General features: G+C 48.6%; 21 protein-coding genes. All 21 read left to right on the forward strand.

The features are described from left to right. Nucleotides 1-20: 20 nt before the first annotated feature. The 21 genes from nusA (at nucleotide 21) to Selli1_RS06460 (ending at nucleotide 19,092) form a co-directional block, all read left to right on the forward strand. On the forward strand, nucleotides 21-1,220 hold the full coding sequence (gene nusA, locus Selli1_RS06360; RefSeq protein ID WP_087167335.1) for a transcription termination factor NusA: 1,200 nt from the start codon (nucleotides 21-23) through the stop codon (nucleotides 1,218-1,220). Further along, nucleotides 1,213-1,485, forward strand: coding sequence for an RNase P modulator RnpM (gene rnpM, locus Selli1_RS06365; RefSeq protein WP_242960086.1), 273 nt, complete (start codon nucleotides 1,213-1,215; stop codon nucleotides 1,483-1,485). The genes nusA and rnpM overlap by 8 nt, the downstream gene beginning before the upstream one ends. Further along, nucleotides 1,472-1,786: a L7Ae/L30e/S12e/Gadd45 family ribosomal protein gene (locus Selli1_RS06370; protein WP_087167334.1), complete on the forward strand. Its 315-nt coding sequence runs from the start codon at nucleotides 1,472-1,474 to the stop codon at nucleotides 1,784-1,786. Before rnpM ends, Selli1_RS06370 begins: the two co-directional genes overlap by 14 nt. Nucleotides 1,787-1,809: 23 nt before the next feature. Next, nucleotides 1,810-4,452 carry a translation initiation factor IF-2 gene (gene infB / locus Selli1_RS06375; RefSeq protein ID WP_087252911.1) on the forward strand — a complete coding sequence of 881 codons (2,643 nt, stop codon included), beginning with the start codon at nucleotides 1,810-1,812 and terminating at the stop codon, nucleotides 4,450-4,452. A 9-nt stretch (nucleotides 4,453-4,461) separates the two neighbouring features. After that, complete coding sequence (gene rbfA / locus Selli1_RS06380) at nucleotides 4,462-4,833, forward strand: 30S ribosome-binding factor RbfA (protein ID WP_087252909.1); 372 nt, start codon at nucleotides 4,462-4,464, stop codon at nucleotides 4,831-4,833. 1 nt (nucleotide 4,834) lies between these two features. Continuing rightward, complete coding sequence (locus Selli1_RS06385; RefSeq protein WP_191426933.1) at nucleotides 4,835-5,794, forward strand: DHH family phosphoesterase; 960 nt, start codon at nucleotides 4,835-4,837, stop codon at nucleotides 5,792-5,794. After that, nucleotides 5,791-6,699 carry a tRNA pseudouridine(55) synthase TruB gene (truB, locus tag Selli1_RS06390; protein WP_087252903.1) on the forward strand — a complete coding sequence of 303 codons (909 nt, stop codon included), beginning with the start codon at nucleotides 5,791-5,793 and terminating at the stop codon, nucleotides 6,697-6,699. The genes Selli1_RS06385 and truB overlap by 4 nt, the downstream gene beginning before the upstream one ends. An 11-nt stretch (nucleotides 6,700-6,710) precedes the next feature. Then, nucleotides 6,711-7,694 (forward strand): riboflavin biosynthesis protein RibF, encoded by a 984-nt coding sequence (ribF, locus tag Selli1_RS06395; RefSeq protein ID WP_087167329.1) that lies wholly within the window; start codon nucleotides 6,711-6,713, stop codon nucleotides 7,692-7,694. 116 nt (nucleotides 7,695-7,810) lie between these two features. Further along, complete coding sequence (gene rpsO, locus Selli1_RS06400) at nucleotides 7,811-8,077, forward strand: 30S ribosomal protein S15 (RefSeq protein ID WP_024732247.1); 267 nt, start codon at nucleotides 7,811-7,813, stop codon at nucleotides 8,075-8,077. A gap of 212 nt (nucleotides 8,078-8,289) precedes the next feature. After that, nucleotides 8,290-10,386 carry a polyribonucleotide nucleotidyltransferase gene (locus tag Selli1_RS06405; RefSeq protein WP_087167513.1) on the forward strand — a complete coding sequence of 699 codons (2,097 nt, stop codon included), beginning with the start codon at nucleotides 8,290-8,292 and terminating at the stop codon, nucleotides 10,384-10,386. A 118-nt stretch (nucleotides 10,387-10,504) separates the two neighbouring features. Continuing rightward, on the forward strand, nucleotides 10,505-11,134 hold the full coding sequence (locus tag Selli1_RS06410; RefSeq protein ID WP_281844581.1) for a DUF1847 domain-containing protein: 630 nt from the start codon (nucleotides 10,505-10,507) through the stop codon (nucleotides 11,132-11,134). A gap of 222 nt (nucleotides 11,135-11,356) precedes the next feature. Further along, nucleotides 11,357-12,040, forward strand: coding sequence for a site-specific integrase (locus Selli1_RS06415; RefSeq protein WP_281872526.1), 684 nt, complete (start codon nucleotides 11,357-11,359; stop codon nucleotides 12,038-12,040). A gap of 500 nt (nucleotides 12,041-12,540) precedes the next feature. Then, the gene (gene spoIIIAA, locus Selli1_RS06420; protein ID WP_087167326.1) at nucleotides 12,541-13,449 is read left to right on the forward strand and encodes a stage III sporulation protein AA; all 909 of its coding nucleotides are present in this window, start codon (nucleotides 12,541-12,543) and stop codon (nucleotides 13,447-13,449) included. Further along, nucleotides 13,440-13,973, forward strand: coding sequence for a stage III sporulation protein AB (locus Selli1_RS06425; RefSeq protein ID WP_087252896.1), 534 nt, complete (start codon nucleotides 13,440-13,442; stop codon nucleotides 13,971-13,973). The genes spoIIIAA and Selli1_RS06425 overlap by 10 nt, the downstream gene beginning before the upstream one ends. Before the next feature lie 49 nt (nucleotides 13,974-14,022). Further along, nucleotides 14,023-14,217 (forward strand): stage III sporulation protein AC, encoded by a 195-nt coding sequence (spoIIIAC, locus tag Selli1_RS06430; RefSeq protein ID WP_281872528.1) that lies wholly within the window; start codon nucleotides 14,023-14,025, stop codon nucleotides 14,215-14,217. Nucleotides 14,218-14,252: 35 nt separating this feature from the next. Then, a complete protein-coding gene (locus tag Selli1_RS06435; RefSeq protein ID WP_191426448.1) occupies nucleotides 14,253-14,639 on the forward strand; it encodes a SpoIIIAC/SpoIIIAD family protein in 387 nt (128 codons plus the stop codon). Continuing rightward, nucleotides 14,636-15,796: a stage III sporulation protein AE gene (locus Selli1_RS06440; protein ID WP_281844583.1), complete on the forward strand. Its 1,161-nt coding sequence runs from the start codon at nucleotides 14,636-14,638 to the stop codon at nucleotides 15,794-15,796. Before Selli1_RS06435 ends, Selli1_RS06440 begins: the two co-directional genes overlap by 4 nt. 8 nt (nucleotides 15,797-15,804) lie before the next feature. Next, nucleotides 15,805-16,143 carry a stage III sporulation protein AF gene (locus Selli1_RS06445; protein WP_162610131.1) on the forward strand — a complete coding sequence of 113 codons (339 nt, stop codon included), beginning with the start codon at nucleotides 15,805-15,807 and terminating at the stop codon, nucleotides 16,141-16,143. Continuing rightward, entirely contained in the window at nucleotides 16,079-16,612 is a 534-nt protein-coding gene (locus tag Selli1_RS06450) for a SpoIIIAG-related protein (RefSeq protein WP_243097565.1), read from the forward strand. Before Selli1_RS06445 ends, Selli1_RS06450 begins: the two co-directional genes overlap by 65 nt. A 20-nt stretch (nucleotides 16,613-16,632) precedes the next feature. Further along, on the forward strand, nucleotides 16,633-17,349 hold the full coding sequence (locus tag Selli1_RS06455; RefSeq protein WP_281844584.1) for a SpoIIIAH-like family protein: 717 nt from the start codon (nucleotides 16,633-16,635) through the stop codon (nucleotides 17,347-17,349). Nucleotides 17,350-17,499: 150 nt separating this feature from the next. Then, complete coding sequence (locus tag Selli1_RS06460; protein WP_087167320.1) at nucleotides 17,500-19,092, forward strand: peptide chain release factor 3; 1,593 nt, start codon at nucleotides 17,500-17,502, stop codon at nucleotides 19,090-19,092. Nucleotides 19,093-19,343: the final 251 nt, after the last annotated feature.

Genomic DNA, 19,343 nt, shown 5'->3' on the forward strand with positions numbered 1-19,343 from the left:
TTTAGGAGGAAAAGAAAGCAATGAGTACAGAATTAATGGAAGCACTTACCATACTGGAACAGGAGAAGGACATCAGCAAGGAGACCATGCTGGACGCAATTGAAAATTCCCTGATGAACGCCTGCAAAAACCATTTCAAAAAAGCGGATAATATTAAGGTCGTGATGAACCGTGAGACCTGCGATTTCGCGGTTTACGCTGAGAAGACCGTAGTGGAGGAAGTGGAAGATCCGGAGGAGGAGATCAGTCTTGTAAATGCAAAGATGATGGACTCCAAATATGAACTTGGCGATATTGTACAGGTACCGATCGATTCAAAATCCTTTGGACGGATTGCGACACAGAACGCGAAGAACCTGATCCTCCAGAAGATCCGGGAAGAAGAACGCAAGGTCGTTTATGATCAGTACTTTGAGAAGGAAAAAGACATTGTGACAGGAATCGTGCAGCGTTATGTGGGACGCAACATCAGCATTGATCTTGGAAAGGCAGACGCCATGCTGACAGAAAACGAGCAGGTCAAAGGGGAAGTATTCAAACCGACAGAGCGTATCAAACTTTACGTGGTAGAAGTAAAGAATACGACAAAAGGACCGAAAATTCTCGTATCCCGTACCCATCCGGAGCTTGTAAAACGTCTCTTTGAGTCCGAGGTGACTGAGGTGAAAGACGGTATTGTTGAGATCAAGAGCATTGCAAGAGAAGCAGGATCCCGTACAAAGATTGCCGTATGGTCCAATGATCCGGACGTGGATCCGGTTGGAGCATGTGTCGGAATGAACGGACAGAGAGTGAATGCCATCGTGAACGAATTACGTGGCGAGAAGATCGACATCATCAACTGGAGCGACAACCCGGCCATCCTCATCGAAAACGCGCTGAGTCCGGCGAAGGTTATTTCGGTTGCGGCAGATCCGGAAGAGAAGACGGCAAGCGTCATCGTGCCGGATTACCAGCTTTCTCTTGCCATCGGTAAAGAAGGACAGAATGCAAGACTGGCCGCAAGACTGACCGGATACAAGATCGACATCAAGAGTGAGACTCAGGCAATCGAATCCGGAGAACTTCCGGCAAACTACATGGATATGCCGATGGAAGAAGGTGTATTCGAGTCGGACATTTATGAAGATGACGTTTATGAGGACGACGTCTATGAGGATGACGCATACGAAGACGACATTGATGAAGAAGAAAGTTACGGGGATGAAAGTGATGAATAAAAAGATCCCAATGCGCAAATGTGTCGGGTGCGGGGAGATGAAAAACAAAAAGGAGATGCTCCGCGTCATCCACACGAAGGAAGGGGAATTCCTTCTGGACGCAACAGGAAGAAAAAACGGAAGAGGAGCCTACCTCTGCTTTTCCAGAGATTGTTTTCTAAAAGCAGTAAAGAACAAAGGGCTGGAACGCTCTTTTAAGCAGGCGATTCCAAACGAAGTGTATGAACAGCTGGAAAAGGAGATGGAGCAGATTGAAACTGAATAAAGGTCTGTCACTTTTAAGTCTGGCTACCAGGGCGGGAAAGACAAAAAGCGGAAACTTTCAGACAGAGCAGGCGGTCAAGTCAGGGACGGCTTATCTTGTGATTATCGCCGCGGATGCCTCTGAGAATACAAAAAAGAAATTCCGTAACATGTGCAGCTTTTACGACGTTCCGATTCTGTTTTATGCAGATCAGGACACCCTGGGTCATGCAATGGGAAAAGAATTCCGCACAAGTGCTGCGGTGACAGATGCGGGATTTGCGGACGAGATTAAGAAACAGCTGACAGTGGAAGAAGAATAAAATTGCATATAGGAGGTAGTTGGATGTCAAAAGTGCGAGTACATGAATTAGCAAAAGAGATAGATAAAACGAGCAAGGAAATTATGGATTATCTGAAAGGGAACGGAGCGGACCTGAAAAGCCACATGAGTTTTCTGACAGAGCAGCAGGTGGAGGATGTGAAGAAGAAATTCGGAAGCGCCGGACACAATGCAGAAGCTCCGAAAAAGAAAACTATTGTTCAGGTTTTCCGGCCTCAGAACACACAGGGAGGACAAAGACGCCAGAACGCAAGAGGTGCCCAGAGACCGGGCGGACAGCAGGCGTCAGGAAGAACAGGAATGGATAAGGAAAAGAGAGAAGGATACGTATCTGCCCAGGAGAGAGGGCGCGACAATAACCGTCCGGCAAGAGACGGAAACAAAGACCGTCAGGGAAGAGATTTTCGCGACAGAGACCGTCAGGGTCAGGGAAGAGACGGCAATAAAGACCGCCAGGGAGGAAAAGACTTCCGTGACGGAAGAGACCGTGACAGAGACCGTCAGGGCAGAGGATCAAGAGATAATAAAGACAGAGACCGCCAGGGCAGGGATTTCCGCGATAAAGACCGTCAGGGAGGAAGAGATTTCCGCGACGGAAGAGATCGCGACAGAGACCGCCAGGGCAGAGATTCCCGCGACGGAAGAGATCGTGACAGAGACCGTCAGGGCAGAGGATCAAGAGACGGAAGAAACAACGGACCGTCTATCCCGGCACCGATGGTAGCCGAGCAGAAGCCGCAGAGAAGAAACCAGAAGGATAATTATAAGAAGAAAGACTATGACCGCGATGATGAACGGGAAGGCAGGTTTGGCCAGAAGCAGGGAAAAGGCAGGAAGAACCAGCAGCCTGTAATGGAGAAACCGCAGCCGAAGCAGGAGAAGAAGGAAGAGCAGATCAAGCAGATCACAATTCCGAAGATGCTCACCATCAAGGAGCTGGCAGACGCGATGAAGATCCAGCCGTCCGCTATTGTCAAGAAACTGTTCCTTCAGGGCAAAATCGTGACAGTCAACCAGGAGATCGACTTTGATACTGCAGAGGAGATCGCAATGGAGTTTGACGTGCTTTGCGAGCAGGAAGAAGAAATCGATGTAATCGAAGAGCTCTTAAAAGAGGAAGAAGAGGACGAAAAGAAGATGAAAAAACGTCCACCGGTTGTCTGCGTTATGGGACACGTTGACCATGGTAAGACTTCCCTCCTCGATGCAATCCGTCACACGAATGTAACAGACAGAGAGGCCGGCGGAATCACACAGCATATCGGAGCATCTGTTGTCAACATCAACGGAGAGAGCATCACATTCCTTGACACACCGGGTCATGAGGCATTTACGGCAATGCGTCTTAGAGGTGCATGTTCCACAGATATTGCAGTACTTGTCGTTGCAGCAGACGATGGTGTCATGCCGCAGACGGTAGAGGCGATCAACCATGCCAAGGCGGCGGGCGTTGAGATTGTTGTCGCGATCAACAAGATCGACAAGCCAAGCGCGAATATCGAACGTGTAAAACAGGAGCTGACAGAGTATGAGCTCATCCCGGAAGACTGGGGTGGAAGCACGATTTTCGTTCCGGTATCCGCGCATACAAAAGAAGGTATTCCGGAGCTTCTTGAGATGATCCTTCTGACAGCGGAAATGCTTGAGTTAAAAGCAAACCCGAACAGACGCGCAAGAGGTCTTGTGATCGAAGCGCAGCTTGATAAAGGAAAAGGACCGGTGGCTACTGTCCTTGTACAGAAAGGAACACTCCGTGTAGGTGACGCCATTGCAGCCGGATCTGCGTTTGGTAAAGTCAGAGCCATGATGGATGACAAGGGAAGACGTGTCAAAGAGGCCGGCCCATCCATGCCGGTTGAGATCCTTGGATTCAATGACGTTCCGAATGCGGGTGAAGTCTTCGTTGTAAGCAAGAACGAAAAAGAGGCAAGAAACTTTGCGGAAACCTTTATTTCCCAGAATCGTATGAAGATGCTGGAGGAGACAAAATCCAAGATGTCTCTGGATGATCTGTTCAACCAGATTAAAGAAGGAAACTTAAAAGAACTGGATATCGTAGTCAAAGCGGACGTACAGGGATCTGTAGAGGCGATGAAGCAGAGCCTTCTGAAGCTGTCCAACGATGAAGTTGTTGTAAAAGTGATCCACGGCGGAGTCGGAGCCATCAACGAATCCGACGTTATGCTTGCATCTGCGTCCAACGCGATCATCATCGGATTTAATGTTCGTCCGGATGCGGCAGCAAAAGAGACAGCAGAAAGAGAAAATGTTGACGTTCGTCTGTACCGTGTCATCTACAATGCCATCGAAGACGTGGAAGCTGCCATGAAGGGTATGCTCGATCCGATCTTCGAAGAACAGGTGCTTGGACACGCGGAAGTACGCCAGACATTCAAGGCTTCCGGAGTCGGAACCATTGCCGGTGCTTACGTTCTGGACGGTATCTTTGAACGTGACTGCTCCGCAAGAATTATCCGCGACGGAATTGTAGTATTTGAAGGAAAACTTGCTTCACTGAAGCGTTTCAAAGATGATGTCAAAGAAGTAAAAGCAGGATACGAATGTGGTTTCGTATTTGAAAAATACAATGACATCAAAGAAGGCGATCAGGTAGAAGCATTCAAGATGGTAGAAAAACCAAGATAGGATGAAAATATGAGAAAAAACAGTATCAAAAACACGAGGGTCAATACAGAAGTGATGCATGAACTGTCCAATATTCTGCGCGGGGGGATCAAAGATCCCCGCGTGGCAGAGTTCACCTCTGTCGTTGCGGTGGAAGTCGCACCGGATCTGAAGACCTGTAAAGCCTATATCAGTGTTCTTGGTGATGAAAAGGCACAGGCAGATACAATCAAAGGGCTTCAGAGCGCAGAAGGGTATATCAGAAGAGAGCTTGCACATTCTCTGAACCTTCGTAACACCCCGGAGATCCGCTTTATTCTGGATCAGTCGATCGAATACGGGGTGGCAATGTCAAAGAAGATCGACGATATCACGAAAGGCAGTAAGAAAGAGGAAGAGTAATATGCTGAAACTGGATGAGATACTGAAAGGAGTAAAGCGGGCCGGCATTGCAGGGCATGTACGGCCTGACGGGGACTGCACCGGTTCCTGCCTGGCGCTTTACCAGTATTTACGTATGTATTATCCGGAAGTCAGCACGGATGTGTATTTGGAAGAGATCCCGAATTCGTTCCATATGCTGACAGGGGCAGACGAGATCCGTCACGAGCTGCCGGAAGATACCGGATATGATGTGTTCTTCGCACTGGACTGCGGGGATACGAAAAGACTCGGATTTGCAGGTACACTGTTTGAACAGGCCAAAAAGACGGTCTGCATCGACCACCACGTGAGCAACCTGGCATTTGCGGATGTAAACCAGATCGTTCCGGACGCAAGCTCCACCTCTGAGCTGATCTATGATCTGCTGGAAAAAGAGAGGATCACAAAGGAGATTGCGGAAGCACTGTATCTGGGAATTGTACACGACACCGGAGTGTTTCAGTATTCCTGCACAAAGCCTTCGACCATGGAGGCAGCTGCGGAGCTTTTAAGAAAAGGAATCGACGGACCGAAAATCATAGAGAAAACATTTTATGAAAAGACCTACGCTCAGAATCAGGTGCTTGGAAAGGCGCTTCTGGAGAGTATCCGTCTGATGGACGGAAAAGTAATCTTTTCCTACATTACAAAGAAAAGCATGAACTTCTTTGGAGTGAAGGCAAAAGATCTGGAAGGCATTGTCAGCCAGCTGAGAGTGACAACCGGCGTGGAGGCTGCGATTTTCCTCTACGAACTGGAAAGCGGAGAATTTAAAGTCAGCCTCCGTTCCAAAGAGAAAGTGGATGTCAGCAAGGTTGCCCAGTACTTTGGCGGCGGCGGACATGTGCGGGCCGCAGGACTTACGTTCCGCGGAACCGTCCATGATGCAGTCAACAACATCGTCGGACAGGTTGCCCTTCAGCTGGAGGAAGAAGCATGATCCACGGAATTCTGAACGTAAGAAAAGAAAAGGGCTTTACTTCCCATGATGTGGTGGCAAAGCTTCGGGGAATGACAAGACAGAAAAAGATCGGACATACCGGGACGCTGGATCCGGATGCGGAAGGCGTCCTTCCGGTCTGCCTTGGAAAAGCAACCAGGCTCTGCGAAATGATGACGGACAAAGAAAAGGCATATGAAGCCGTGATGGTGCTTGGAAAAGAGACCGATACCCAGGATCTTTCCGGTACAGTTCTCGATACTTCCGCGACCGGCCATCTGACCGAAGAGGAAGTGCAGGAAGCCATCCTTTCTTTCGTAGGGATCTATGACCAGATCCCGCCGATGTACTCTGCGGTAAAGGTTGGCGGGAAAAAGCTCTATGAACTTGCAAGAGAAGGTAAGGAAATCGAACGGAAAGCCCGCCGGGTGGAAATCCGTTCCATCCGGATTCTTGAGATGCGGCTTCCGGAAGTCAGGTTTGAAGTAGTCTGCTCCAAAGGAACCTACATCCGCACCCTCTGTCATGATATCGGCAGAAAACTTGGATGCGGGGCATGTATGGGCGACCTGCTCAGAACAAAATCCGGAAACTTTACATTGGATCAAAGCCGGACTCTTTCTGAAATTCAGGAGTATCTGGATGGCGGCAGGATCGGGGAGATTCTTGTTCCGATCGATGCCATGTTTCCGGATGCGCCGAAAGTATCGGTGAAGCAGGGAAAGGAAAAGACCGTTTACAACGGGAATGCCCTGTCGCCGGATCAGATCGAGGACCACATCCCGGAAAAGGACGGGGAGACCATCCGGGTCTACGGTCCGGACGGAAGATTCCTCGCACTCTACCGCTATGCCGGGAGAGAAAAGAAATATCAGGTGGAAAAAATGTTTTACAGTCCGGAATAAGAGGAAAGAACATGCAATATATTACAGGATTTGAACATTACCAGGAAGAAGCCGGAACTGCCGTAACGCTGGGAAAATTTGATGGTCTGCACAGAGGACACCGTAAACTGGTGGAGCGGATTATGGAACATGTGGAGCAGGAGCCGGATTTAAAAAGTGTTGTTTGTTTTTTCGAGATGACCGAATTCAAAAAAATGTGTCACCTTGACCAGAAAAAACTGATGATGAATGAAGAGCGTGCCATCCGTCTGGACGGAAGAGTGGATTATCTGATTGAATGTCCGTTTCTGTCCGTAAAAGAGATGGAGGCGGAAGTATTTATCGAGAAAATTCTCTCGGATCTGTTTCATGCAAAATACATTGTGGTTGGCGAAAACTTCCGGTTCGGGCACGAGAGGCGTGGAGACGTCGGGATGCTCGCAAAGTACCAGGAAACGTACGGATACCGTCTCGAAGTGATACCAAATGAGTATTACGGAGAACGCATCGTAAGCAGTACTTATGTAAAGGAAGTCATGAAAACAGGAGATATTGATCTTGTGAACCGGCTGCTCAGTTATCCTTATACAATCGCGGGTACAGTGAGGAAAGGAGAGGGCATGGGACGCCGGATCGGATATCCGACGATGGATATCTTCCCGTGTCAGGAAAAAATCCTGCCTCCTGCCGGAGCCTACGTCTGTAAGCTGGAGGTGGACGGACAATGGTATCAGGGTGTGTGCAACATCGGAAAGAAGCCTACTGTATCAAGCGGGGAAGATACCATTCTTTCGGTTCATCTCTTCTGCTATGAGGAGAAGGAAGAAGCAGACGGAAAGCAGGTCGTACTGCAGCTTTATCATTATCTGAGACCGGAAGAAAAGTTTGACGATATAGATGAACTTAAAAGGCAGATTCAGACAGATATACGGGAAGGAAAGAGACACTTCCTTCTCACAATGGAAAGCAGACGCATGCTTCTGGAAATCAAAAACAAAAGTGAAGAAAAGAATTGACATCCGGCAGGGGGCCATGATATACTCAAAAAGTATGAGTGAGCCGATATCCAGTGGACGGAAGACTCCGACCGCCGCCTGATATCCGGCGTTTCAAAAATAAGGAGGATAAAAACATGATCGACAGAGAAAAGAAAGCAGCTATTATTGCTGAGTATGGAAGAAGCGAAGGAGACACAGGATCTCCGGAAGTTCAGGTAGCAATCCTGACAGCAAGAATCAATGAATTAACAGAGCATTTCAAAGCAAATCCAAAGGATCATCATTCCAGAAGAGGTCTTTTGAAGATGGTAGGTCAGAGACGTGGTCTTCTTGCATATTTAAAGAAAAAAGATATCGAAAGATACCGTTCTTTGATTGAAAGATTAGGACTCAGAAAATAGTCAGGCTATTCAGAGAGGACGGAACACTTATCCGTCCTCTTTTATACTGCCGGGATATTTTTCCGGTTTTCAATATTTGTCAAAATCATGCGAAATGTATGCGGGGAGAGACACCGGGACCACTGAAAAGCAAGCCAGTATATGACTTGTTTTTCAGTAGTTTCGGGATTCTCCGCACGACAAAAAAAGAAAAGAAAAATGAGGAGGATCTTATGTACAAGACATTTGAGATGGAACTTGCCGGACGTCCTCTGCGTGTTGATGTAGGCAGAGTGGCAAAGCAGGCAAACGGTGCAGCACTGATGCACTATGGAGAAACAACAGTACTTTCCACAGCAACAGCTTCTGAGAAGCCAAGAGAAGGAATCGATTTCTTCCCGCTGAACGTAGAGTACAATGAAAAGATGTATGCAGTTGGAAAGATTCCGGGAGGATTCAACAAAAGAGAAGGAAAGGCATCTGAAAATGCGATTCTGACAGACCGTGTCATCGACCGCCCGATGCGTCCGCTCTTCCCGAAGGATTACAGAAACGATGTTACCCTGGAAAACCTTGTCCTTTCTGTAGATCAGGACTGCAGCCCGGAACTGACAGCAATGATCGGATCCGCAATCGCAGTTGCGATCTCCGATATTCCGTTTGACGGACCGACAGCTTCTACACAAGTAGGACTTGTAAACGGTGAGTTCGTATTCAACCCGACTGCAGAAGAAAAAGCAGTATCCGATATGCAGCTGACTGTTGCATCTACAAAAGAAAAAGTCATCATGATCGAAGCCGGAGCCAACGAAGTACCGGAAGATGTGATGATCAAGGCGATTTTCGCGGCACACGAAGTAAACCAGACGGTAATCGCATTCATCGACCAGATCGTGGCAGAGTGCGGGAAACCGAAACATGAATATGAAAGCTTCGCAGTACCGGCAGACCTGATGGAAGAGATCCAGAAGCTCGTTCCGGCTGAGGAGATGGAAGAAGCAGTATTTACCGATGACAAGCAGACAAGAGAGGCGAACATCCGCGTGATTCAGGATCGTCTCGAAGAGGCATTTGCTGAAAACGAAGAGTGGCTGCCACGCATCGGAGAAGCGCTGTACCAGTATCAGAAGAAGACTGTCCGCAAGATGATCCTCAAAGATCACAAACGTCCGGACGGAAGAGCGATCGACCAGATCCGTCCGCTTGCAGCGGAAGTAGACCTGATCCCGAGAGTACACGGTTCCGCAATGTTTACAAGAGGACAGACACAGATCTGCAACATCACAACACTTGCTCCGCTTTCTGACGCACAGAAACTTGACGGACTTGATGAGGCAGAGACTTCAAAACGCTATATGCACCACTACAATTTCCCGTCCTACTCTGTAGGTGAGACAAAGCCGTCCAGAGGACCGGGACGCCGTGAGATCGGACATGGAGCACTGGCTGAGCGTGCCCTCGTGCCGGTACTTCCGTCTGAGGAAGAATTCCCGTACGCAATCCGTACGGTATCCGAGACATTCGAGTCCAACGGATCCACATCTCAGGCAAGTGTCTGCGCATCCAGCATGTCCCTGATGGCAGCCGGTGTGCCGATCAAGAGCGCAGTAGCAGGTATCTCCTGCGGACTTGTAACAGGAGAGACAGACGACGATTACATCGTCCTGACAGATATCCAGGGTCTGGAAGACTTCTTCGGAGACATGGATTTTAAGGTGGCAGGTACACATAAAGGTATCACAGCAATCCAGATGGATATCAAGATCCACGGACTGACAAGACCGATCATCGAGGAAGCGATTGCCCGTACAAGACAGGCAAGACTTTACATCATCGATGAAGTGATGAACAAAGCAATCGCAGAGCCGAGAGCAGAAGTCGGCAAATATGCTCCGAAGATCATTCAGATGAGCATTGACCCGCAGAAGATCGGCGATGTGGTAGGACAGAGAGGAAAGACGATCAACGCTATCATCGAAAGAACCGGCGTGAAGATCGACATTTCCGACGAAGGAAGCGTATCCATCTGCGGTACAGACAAAGAGATGATGGAAGAGGCAAAACGCCTGATCACAATCATCGTAACAGACTTCGAAGCCGGACAGGTTCTCGAAGGAACCGTAGTCAGCATCAAAGATTTCGGCGCATTCCTCGAGTTTGCTCCGGGCAAAGAGGGAATGGTTCACATTTCCAAGATCTGCAAACAGCGCATCGACCACGTAGAAGATGTTCTGACACTGGGAGACAAGGTCAAGGCAGTCTGCCTTGGAAAAGACAAGATGGGAAGAATCAGCTTCAGCATCAAAGACGTCGCTCCGGAAAACAGATAATCCAAACGGAAAAGTTCAAGCATCCATGCCATAGACGGTGTGGATGCTTTTTTTTGTGGGAAAAGTGTGATATGATGGGAAAAGAGAAGACGGAAAAAGGACTGGGAGGAACGAAAAAATGGAAGAAAAAAAGATCAGAAGATCCTGCGTAGACTGTGCAGTGACAGCATGTGAGAAAAAGGACGGGAACTACCCGGATTTCTGCCTGACTGCGTCACTGGACGAAGAACTGTTGGAGGAGGCGCTTGCCTGCTATGAAGATCCGGAGAATCATAAGCTTGCCATTGCCGCGGCGGAGGTGGAGTATGAAGGATATCTGAAACTCACACGGGTGGAAGAGATCATCAAGTTTGCCGGAAAAATCGGTGCGAAAAAGATCGGAATCGCGACCTGTGTCGGACTGATCCGGGAGAGCAGGACACTGGCGAAGATCCTGAGATCCCACGGTCTGGAAGTCATCGGAGTAGCCTGCAAAACAGGAGCGGTGGACAAAAGCAGAATCGGCATCCCGGAAGAATGTCAGGAAATCGGCTGCCACATGTGCAATCCGATCTTACAGGCAAAATATCTGAACAAAGAAAAGACCGACCTCAATGTCGTAGTCGGCCTCTGCGTAGGACACGACAGCCTGTTCTACAAACATTCGGATGCACCGGTTACCACAGCCGTGACCAAAGACCGGGTACTGGGACACAATCCGGTTGCCGCACTTTATACGGCAGAGTCTTACTATAAGAAACTTTTATAAAAATACAGAAGCGCATTGTATCTGTATAAATCGAAACCGAGTAAAAGAAGCATATCAGGGCAGAAGCATGCTGCCGGATGTGCTTCTTTTTTTATTGCCCGGATGTAAAAAAGAAAAAATTGTAAAAATTTCCCGTTTTTCTGACCCTTTTTGCTGTTTTATTCCATCTTTATATTATAGAAGAATAAAAACAGGGAAAAGTAGGCGTGAGGAGGAATCATCATGACAGAGAAAGTATATTTTACGGTGAAGGAAACAGATGTTAAGGATTTTAAAACCTATCTGTATGAAAGGGAAAACGCGGAGACGACTATTAGCAAATACAGTACAGACCTGCGTTGCTTTTTGAAGTTTCTTGGAAACAGCCGGGAAGTGGACAAGGCAAGACTTCTTGCATATAAAGAATGGCTGATAGAGCGTTACGCTGTAAGCAGCGTAAATTCCATGCTGGCTGCATTGAATCAGTTCCTGGAATTCTGTGGATACGCCCAGTTGAAGGTAAACAGATCGTCATTCCAGGTGACACCATCACCAGAACCGAAACCATTCCGGGAGACACCACCATTGTCACCGGAGGAGGGACGACAACCGGAGGTGGCACAGCAGCCGGAACGACAGGTGGAGCAACAGCTGGAACCGGAACTGGAACAACTGGTACAGAAACCGGAGCAGGAGCAGCAGCCGACGATGGCACAGGCGCGGACACTGCCGGAGATACAGCAGATCAAGGCCAGACAGAAACCATCGACGACAACGAAACACCACTCGGCGACCAGCCACAGACAGACGATCAGAATAACGACACCGAAGAAATCGAAGCCGACGAAACACCAAGAGGAAGCGGCCGGACAGAAAACGACGATGACACTTTTGCCTACGTCATCGCCGGAGGAGCTGTCGTACTGATCGCAGTAGCAGGACTACTGATCTATGCAAGAAGACATAGATAATATGGAAATTTTTTAACGGGGACGTGTTCCGATGCATCGGAACACGTCCCCGTTAAACGTCTACATCTCATCTCTTTCAACCCACATAATATCCCACAACCCCTTGAAAATACTGGAAAAACAGCAAAAGTAAAGAAACAACTATCCAAACAATAAAATCCGCCAAACTAACTACGTCGTGTACCTGTGAAAAAAATCAGACAATAATAGATGTATACACAAAATCCGCCTGCCCGATCTAAAAGTTACAAAAGTATGAAATCCAGAAACTACAGAAAATCCGAGACTGCGACAGGGAAATATCTGATGCGCCACATAACAAAAAGATAAAAAGTCGAAAAAGATCGGTAAAAACAACTTAAAGACAACTTCATAATTTTTTCAATGGGGACGTGTTCCGATGCATCAGAACACGTCCCCCTGCATATATTGTGATGTAAAAGGTGGTGGACAATCATGAGTAAGCGGGAGGAGATTTTTCGGATTCTTCCGGAAAGGTTGAAGAGTGTAATAGGAAAGAGAAATCTGGATTTTGATCAGGTTACGGAAATTTGTATCCGGGTCGGGCGGCCGGTTTGTGTTTATGTGGGCGGTCGGGAGGTCCGTCTGGATTATTTTCCGGGAAAAGAGGAGTTGAAGGAGATTGTGAATTTTATGAGCAGATATTCGCCGTATGCGTTTGAGGAGGAGATGCGGAAGGGTTTTTTGACGATTGAGGGTGGTCATCGTGTGGGGATGGCGGGAAAGGCGATTACGGAGAGGGACCGTGTGAAGAATCTTCGGTATGTGTCTTCGGTACATATTCGTGCGGCCCATGAGGTGAAAGGGTGTGCGGACCGGGTGTTTCCGTATATTACGAATCAGAAGGAGCTGTACCATACGATGATTATTTCGCCTCCGGGCTGCGGAAAGACGACCTTGCTTCGGGATATCATCCGTCAGGTATCTGACGGCAATACTTATGTGAAGGGCTGTACAGTGGGAATTGTGGACGAGCGTTCGGAGATTGCCGGATGTTATCTTGGGGCGGCGCAGAATGATATCGGCCTTCGCAGTGATGTGCTGGATGCATGCCCGAAGGCGGAGGGGATGCTGATGCTGATTCGTTCGATGACGCCGAAAGTGGTGGCGGCAGATGAGATCGGGACGAAGGAGGATGTGGAAGCGATTGAGTATGCCATGCACTGTGGGTGCAGGATACTTGTGACGGCCCATGGAAATTCGGTACAGGAGCTGAGGAAAAAGCCGGTTCTTGGGAGAATGATTCAGGAGGAGCGGTTTGAGCGGTACATTGTACTGAAGCAGGGGGACAGGCCGGGCATGATCGAGGGGATTTATGACAGGAGGGGACAGCCGTGCTGTTGAAAATCGCGGGAGCGGTTCTTGTAGTTTCTGCCTGTTCGGCCCTTGGCTTCGGTTACGGGCGGTCGCTGAACCAGCATCTGGAAGAACTGCGTTTCTTGAGAGAATTGTATCAGATGATCCGGGGCGAGATTGAATATACCAGGGAGCCGTTCCCGGAGGTGATGCTGGAGATCTCTTCCAGAATCAAGGAGCCGTATGCATCGTTGTTTGTGCAGGCGCACCGGGTGTTTGAGGAGCAGGGAAGCCTTAAGTTTCCGGAGTGGTTCCGTGAATATGCCTCCCGGACTTTGGAGGCATATCGAAAGGAAAAGCATCTGTCCGCAGAGGAGTGGGAAATATTTCTTTCCCTTGGGAGCCAGACCGGATATCTGGATCTTAAGATGCAGACGGGGATGCTGAAACTCTCGGGAGAACGATGGGAAAAATGGATCCGGGAGGCGGAAGCGGAGATTGGTCCCAGGCGGAGGATCGGGAACTGTCTTGGAGTGCTTGGCGGGGTTTTTCTTACGATTCTGTTTTTGTAAAAAACGATGGATGAAATGCTGGGAGAAAAAAGAAGGGAAGGAAGTGCGTATGAGTGTCAGTCTGATCTTTAAAATTGCCGCAGTGGGAATTCTGGTCTCGGTTTTAAGCCAGGTGTTAAAGCACAGCGGGCGGGAGGAGCAGGCGTTTTTGACCAGTCTTGCCGGGCTGATTCTGGTCCTGGTCTGGATTGTGCCGTATATCTACGATCTGTTTGAAACCATGAGGCGTCTGTTTGCCCTGTAGCTGTAAATAAAATGACGAGGCGAAGGAGGGAGTAGATGTCCATACAAAAAGCAGCGGCCATCGGTGTATGTGCGGCACTGATTGCGTTGCAGTTTAAGGGAGGAAAAACAGAATACGGAATTTATGTCAGTATTGCGGCGGGAATTCTGCTTGGTACGGGGATTATTGGAAAGCTCAGCACAGTGCTGGATACGGTAAAGGAGATCGGCTCGTTCCTCCAGATTGAAGGCTCTTATCTTGGAGTTCTCCTGAAGATGCTTGGTATTACTTATGTGGCGGAATTTGCCTCCAATATCTGCAAAGATTCCGGCTGCCAGACCATCGCCGCCCAGATTCAGCTCTTCGGGAAGATCACAGTGCTGGCGCTTGGAATGCCGGTACTCCTGACGCTGCTTCGGACGATTGAGGCGTTTTTATCATGAGAAGAAAAGAAAGCAGAATCATTCTGGCAGTCATTCTTGGACTTCTCCTGTTTTGGGGCGGCCTGAGTGTGACGGCAGAAGCAGCAAACGGGGAGGAGGAAACACCGGAGGCGGCCCGGGAGATGATGGAGGATCTGGATTTCACAGATGTGGATAAGATGATGCGGGAAATCTTTCCGGATGAGAGAATCCGGTTTGCCGATGTTCTGGAGATGTTTATGGAAGGGGATGTGTCCGGTGCCTTGCAGCTTGCAGGAAAAGGGCTTCTTGGCACCTTGTTTTCGGTTCTTTCCGAGAACAGGCAGGCGATGATCCACATCCTGGTGATCGCGCTGATTGCGGCAGTCTTTGCCAACTTCAGCCATGTGTTTGCGGCAGGACAGGCTGCGGATACGGGATTTTTTATTTTGTATCTGCTTTTGATTACGCTGCTTTTACAGACCTTTGAGGTGATGATGGATGCGGTTACATCTGGGCTGCAGCTTTTGACGGATTTTATGCAGGTGCTCTGTCCGGTCTACCTGATGGCCGCGGCTGTGGTCACGGGGAGCGCGACTTCTGTTGTGTTTTATAATCTGATGCTGTTCCTTATTTTTCTCGTCCAGAATGTGGTCTGCTATCTGATTCTACCGCTGATCCATGTATATCTGATGATCCGTCTGATGGATGAACTCTCCCCGGAACCATTTCTGGGACGGTTTGCGGAACTGGTGGAAACGGTGATCAGCTGGATCTTAAAGACGATGCTGGTAGGAATTGTGGGGATGAATCTGATACAGGGGCTCATCAGTCCGGTACTTGACCAGGTCAGGCGAAGCGGACTGCAAAAAGGGCTGGAATCCATTCCTGGAATTGGAAATACCATTGGAGGAATGACGGAGATTATCGTTTCGGCGCTGACGCTGATCCGGAATGGAATCGGAGTGGCCGGCGCGGTTATCTGTGTGGTGATCTGTCTCATTCCGGTTATTCAGATTGCGGTGATGGCGCTTCTATATAAATTGACCGCGGCGCTCCTGGAGCCTGTTTCGGATAAACGTGTGGTCGGATGCATTGCAGGTGCAGGAGACGGAGCGGTGCTTCTGTTAAAAACCGTCTATACCAGTGCCGTACTGTTTTTGATTACCATCGTGATTGTGGCGGCCGTTCGGTCATAGGAGGGGACATGTTTACATATATATATGACTGGATAAAGAATCTTGTTTTTTATCTGATCTTGATGACAATGCTGATGCAGATCATTCCGGATTCCGATTACAAAAAGTATATCCGCTTTTTTACGGGGCTGGTATTGATTCTGCTTCTGGCAAGGCCGGTGCTTGGGGTATTCCAGCTGGAGGGAGAATTTGAAAACCTGTATCACAGTATGGAATACCGCCAGAACGTAAAGGAAATGGAACGGGCAAGGGAACAATTCGAGTCTGCGGAGGAGGGATATTTTGAATGGCAGCAGGACATGGCTTCAGAATCTTCTGAAGGGCGGGAAAATGCCGATGAAAAATAAGTGGCTGCTTCTGCTGCTTGCCGGGCTTTTGCTTCTGGTGATAGCACTTCCTGTTTCTGAACCTGAAAACAGGAAGACAAAAGAGGCTGAAACCGACACCGTGAAAGAAGAGGATTACGCTTCCATGGCTGAGGCTAAGCTGGAAAAGATTCTGGCGCAGATGGAAGGGGCAGGGAAGGTGAAGGTGATGATTACTCTTTCTTCCTCTTCAGAAAAGATAGTGGAAAAAGACAAGGAGACATCCAAAGATGAAACCCAAAGTACAAGCAGCGAGACAACGGTTTATGAAGAAACGACAGACAGGGGACAGACGCCTTATGTGGCAAAAGAACTGACTCCGGCAGTGGAAGGGGTGGTAGTGCTCTGTGAGGGAGGAGACGAACCGGTTGTGGTACAACAGATTACAGAGGCGGTTGAGGCATTATTTCCCGTAGAGTCACATAAGATTAAGGTAGTAAAGATGAAATAGGAAAAGCAGGAGGAATGACGGTGAAACGATTGATTAAGAAAAATCAGGTGATTGTGGCGGCACTGGCATTGATGATCGCGGCGGCAGGGTATCTGAATTATTCAGGAAAACTTTTTGAAAGTACAGATGACAGCGGAGTTTCCCAGCAGGCAAACAGTGAACTACTTGATATTTCCGAGGAAGATATCGAGACCGGGTCCGGGGATATTGAAAGCCAGGATCAGGGCGCGTCCGAGGAAACGGACGGGGATGTGGAAGGCACCCCGGGAGAGGCTGTGCTGACAAGCGGAGAGGTGAAAAATACGGTGGCTCAGGCCAAGGTATCCAGAGAACAGGTACGGGCGAAAAACAAGGAGACGTTGCAGGGGATTATCGACAGCGCTTCTGTGACAGAGGAACAGAAAGAAGAGGCGGTAAATCAGATGATCGAGCTGACCAGGGTGGCTGAGCAGGAGTCTGCGGCAGAAACGCTGCTTGCCTCAAAAGGATTTACCGAGACGGTTGTGACAGTCAGTGAAGGGGAAGCGGATGTGGTCGTCGGAAATGTGGAAATGACGGAGGCAAACCGTGCCCAGATCGAGGATATTGTCACAAGAAAAACCGGAGTGGCGCCGGAAAATATCGTCATCACTCCGATGAATAAAAAGGCAGACCAGAATACCGCTGCTGCAGAGGGCACGTCTTCGGATTCGGAAACCAACACGGAAGGCACAGAGAATACGGAAACAGCAGAATAAAAAGCGGACATCATGCGCAAAAGGTCCGAAAAATGCGGTCTGGACGGGAAAACCTGTTGCGAAATTCAGGATGGATGTGCTACAATATTTACCTGTGTGGAATCATATGGAAGATTCCGGGTAGAATAAAAGAAAATACAGGAGAGTATCATGTCAAAGATTACAGATGAAATAAAAAAGCGGAGAACGTTCGCGATTATTTCCCACCCGGATGCCGGGAAGACGACATTGACTGAAAAATTTTTATTATATGGCGGAGCCATCAATCAGGCAGGTTCCGTAAAAGGAAAAGCGACTGCAAAGCATGCGGTGTCAGACTGGATGGAGATCGAAAAGGAGAGAGGAATCTCGGTCACCTCTTCGGTACTGCAGTTTAATTATGGGGGATACTGCATCAATATCCTTGATACTCCGGGACATCAGGATTTCTCGGAGGACACATACCGGACACTGATGGCGGCGGATTCCGCCGTGATGGTGATCGACGCATCCAAAGGTGTGGAGGCGCAGACAAGGAAGCTGTTCAAAGTCTGCGTCATGCGTCATATCCCGATCTTTACCTTTATTAACAAGATGGACCGGGAAGCGATGGATACCTTCGAGCTTCTAGATGATATCGAAAAGGAGCTTGGCATCGCAACCTGTCCGGTCAACTGGCCGATCGGATCGGGAAAGGCATTCCGCGGGGTATATGACAGAAATGAAGAGGAGATCGAGCTGTTCTTCGATACGAAAAAGGGAACGACTACAGGGGAAGTAAAGAAGATCCGTCTGGATGACCCGGATGTGGACAGTTACATGGATCCGGACCAGAAAGAGCAGCTGTTAGGAGAGATCGAGCTTCTGGACGGAGCAAGTGCAGAGTTTGACCAGGATCTGGTGGATAAAGGAGAGCTTTCTCCGGTCTTCTTCGGATCTGCGCTTACCAACTTCGGAGTAGAGACCTTCCTGCAGCATTTCCTCAAAATGACGACGTCTCCGCTTCCGAGACATTCGGACAAAGGCGACATCGATCCGATGACGGAGAAAGATTTTTCTGCTTTTGTATTTAAAATTCAGGCAAATATGAATAAGGCACACCGGGACCGGATCGCATTTATGCGCATCTGTTCCGGAGAGTTTGACGCAGGGATGGACGCCTTCCATATTCAGGGAGGAAAGAAAGTCCGTCTCTCCCAGCCGCAGCAGATGATGGCAAGTGAGAGAAAAATGATCGAGAAAGCATACGGCGGAGATATCATCGGAATTTTTGATCCGGGCATTTTCTCAATCGGAGATACGATCACCACATCCCCGGAAAAATTTGCCTATGAGGGGATTCCGACCTTTGCGCCGGAGCACTTTGCACGGGTGCGTCAGGTGGATACGATGAAGAGAAAGCAGTTCATCAAAGGGATCAATCAGATTGCCCAGGAGGGTGCGATCCAGATTTTCCAGGAGTTTAACACCGGAATGGAGGAGATTATCGTCGGTGTAGTCGGCGTTCTGCAGTTCGATGTGTTGAAATACCGTCTGAAAAATGAGTACGGTGTGGATATCATTCTGGAAACGCTGCCGTATGAGCATATCCGCTGGATCGAAAATGAGGAAATCGATATGGATCGTCTGACCGGTACATCCGATATGAAGAAGATCAAAGATCTGAAAGAAAGACCACTGCTCTTGTTTGTACACGAATGGAGTATCCGGATGACACTGGAGAGAAATGAAGGACTGAAGCTTTCCGAGTTTGGCCGGTCTTAAACGAAGGGATACAGGTTTGTCAATACCATAGCATTGATGATGAAATTGTTCAGGGGCCGTTGCAGCTTTTTTAAGCTGCAACGGCCCCTCTTTCAATCTCTGACTTTCGATCCTTCTGTTTAAACGTAAGTAGGTAATCATCCGTACCTTGACAAAACAAAAAATCCCCCGGCACTTACCAGGGGAAAATCTGTCTCTTACTTTTTAAGTTTGCTGTGACAATCAGCTGGCAGGCTGGTGGACCAGGGAAG

Source organism: Sellimonas catena, from assembly GCF_027924685.1.
GTDB lineage: Bacteria > Bacillota > Clostridia > Lachnospirales > Lachnospiraceae > Sellimonas > Sellimonas catena.

What these genes read in the sequence shown, in the direction of transcription:
- nusA (WP_087167335.1), top strand. Translation starts at nt 21, where the DNA reads ATGAGTACAGAATTAATGGAAGCACTTACCATACTGGAACAGGAGAAG.
- rnpM (WP_242960086.1), top strand. Translation starts at nt 1,213, where the DNA reads ATGAATAAAAAGATCCCAATGCGCAAATGTGTCGGGTGCGGGGAGATG.
- infB (WP_087252911.1), top strand. Translation starts at nt 1,810, where the DNA reads ATGTCAAAAGTGCGAGTACATGAATTAGCAAAAGAGATAGATAAAACG.
- rbfA (WP_087252909.1), top strand. Translation starts at nt 4,462, where the DNA reads ATGAGAAAAAACAGTATCAAAAACACGAGGGTCAATACAGAAGTGATG.
- Selli1_RS06385 (WP_191426933.1), top strand. Translation starts at nt 4,835, where the DNA reads ATGCTGAAACTGGATGAGATACTGAAAGGAGTAAAGCGGGCCGGCATT.
- truB (WP_087252903.1), top strand. Translation starts at nt 5,791, where the DNA reads ATGATCCACGGAATTCTGAACGTAAGAAAAGAAAAGGGCTTTACTTCC.
- ribF (WP_087167329.1), top strand. Translation starts at nt 6,711, where the DNA reads ATGCAATATATTACAGGATTTGAACATTACCAGGAAGAAGCCGGAACT.
- rpsO (WP_024732247.1), top strand. Translation starts at nt 7,811, where the DNA reads ATGATCGACAGAGAAAAGAAAGCAGCTATTATTGCTGAGTATGGAAGA.
- Selli1_RS06405 (WP_087167513.1), top strand. Translation starts at nt 8,290, where the DNA reads ATGTACAAGACATTTGAGATGGAACTTGCCGGACGTCCTCTGCGTGTT.
- Selli1_RS06410 (WP_281844581.1), top strand. Translation starts at nt 10,505, where the DNA reads ATGGAAGAAAAAAAGATCAGAAGATCCTGCGTAGACTGTGCAGTGACA.
- Selli1_RS06415 (WP_281872526.1), top strand. Translation starts at nt 11,357, where the DNA reads ATGACAGAGAAAGTATATTTTACGGTGAAGGAAACAGATGTTAAGGAT.
- spoIIIAA (WP_087167326.1), top strand. Translation starts at nt 12,541, where the DNA reads ATGAGTAAGCGGGAGGAGATTTTTCGGATTCTTCCGGAAAGGTTGAAG.
- spoIIIAC (WP_281872528.1), top strand. Translation starts at nt 14,023, where the DNA reads ATGAGTGTCAGTCTGATCTTTAAAATTGCCGCAGTGGGAATTCTGGTC.
- Selli1_RS06435 (WP_191426448.1), top strand. Translation starts at nt 14,253, where the DNA reads ATGTCCATACAAAAAGCAGCGGCCATCGGTGTATGTGCGGCACTGATT.
- Selli1_RS06440 (WP_281844583.1), top strand. Translation starts at nt 14,636, where the DNA reads ATGAGAAGAAAAGAAAGCAGAATCATTCTGGCAGTCATTCTTGGACTT.
- Selli1_RS06445 (WP_162610131.1), top strand. Translation starts at nt 15,805, where the DNA reads ATGTTTACATATATATATGACTGGATAAAGAATCTTGTTTTTTATCTG.
- Selli1_RS06460 (WP_087167320.1), top strand. Translation starts at nt 17,500, where the DNA reads ATGTCAAAGATTACAGATGAAATAAAAAAGCGGAGAACGTTCGCGATT.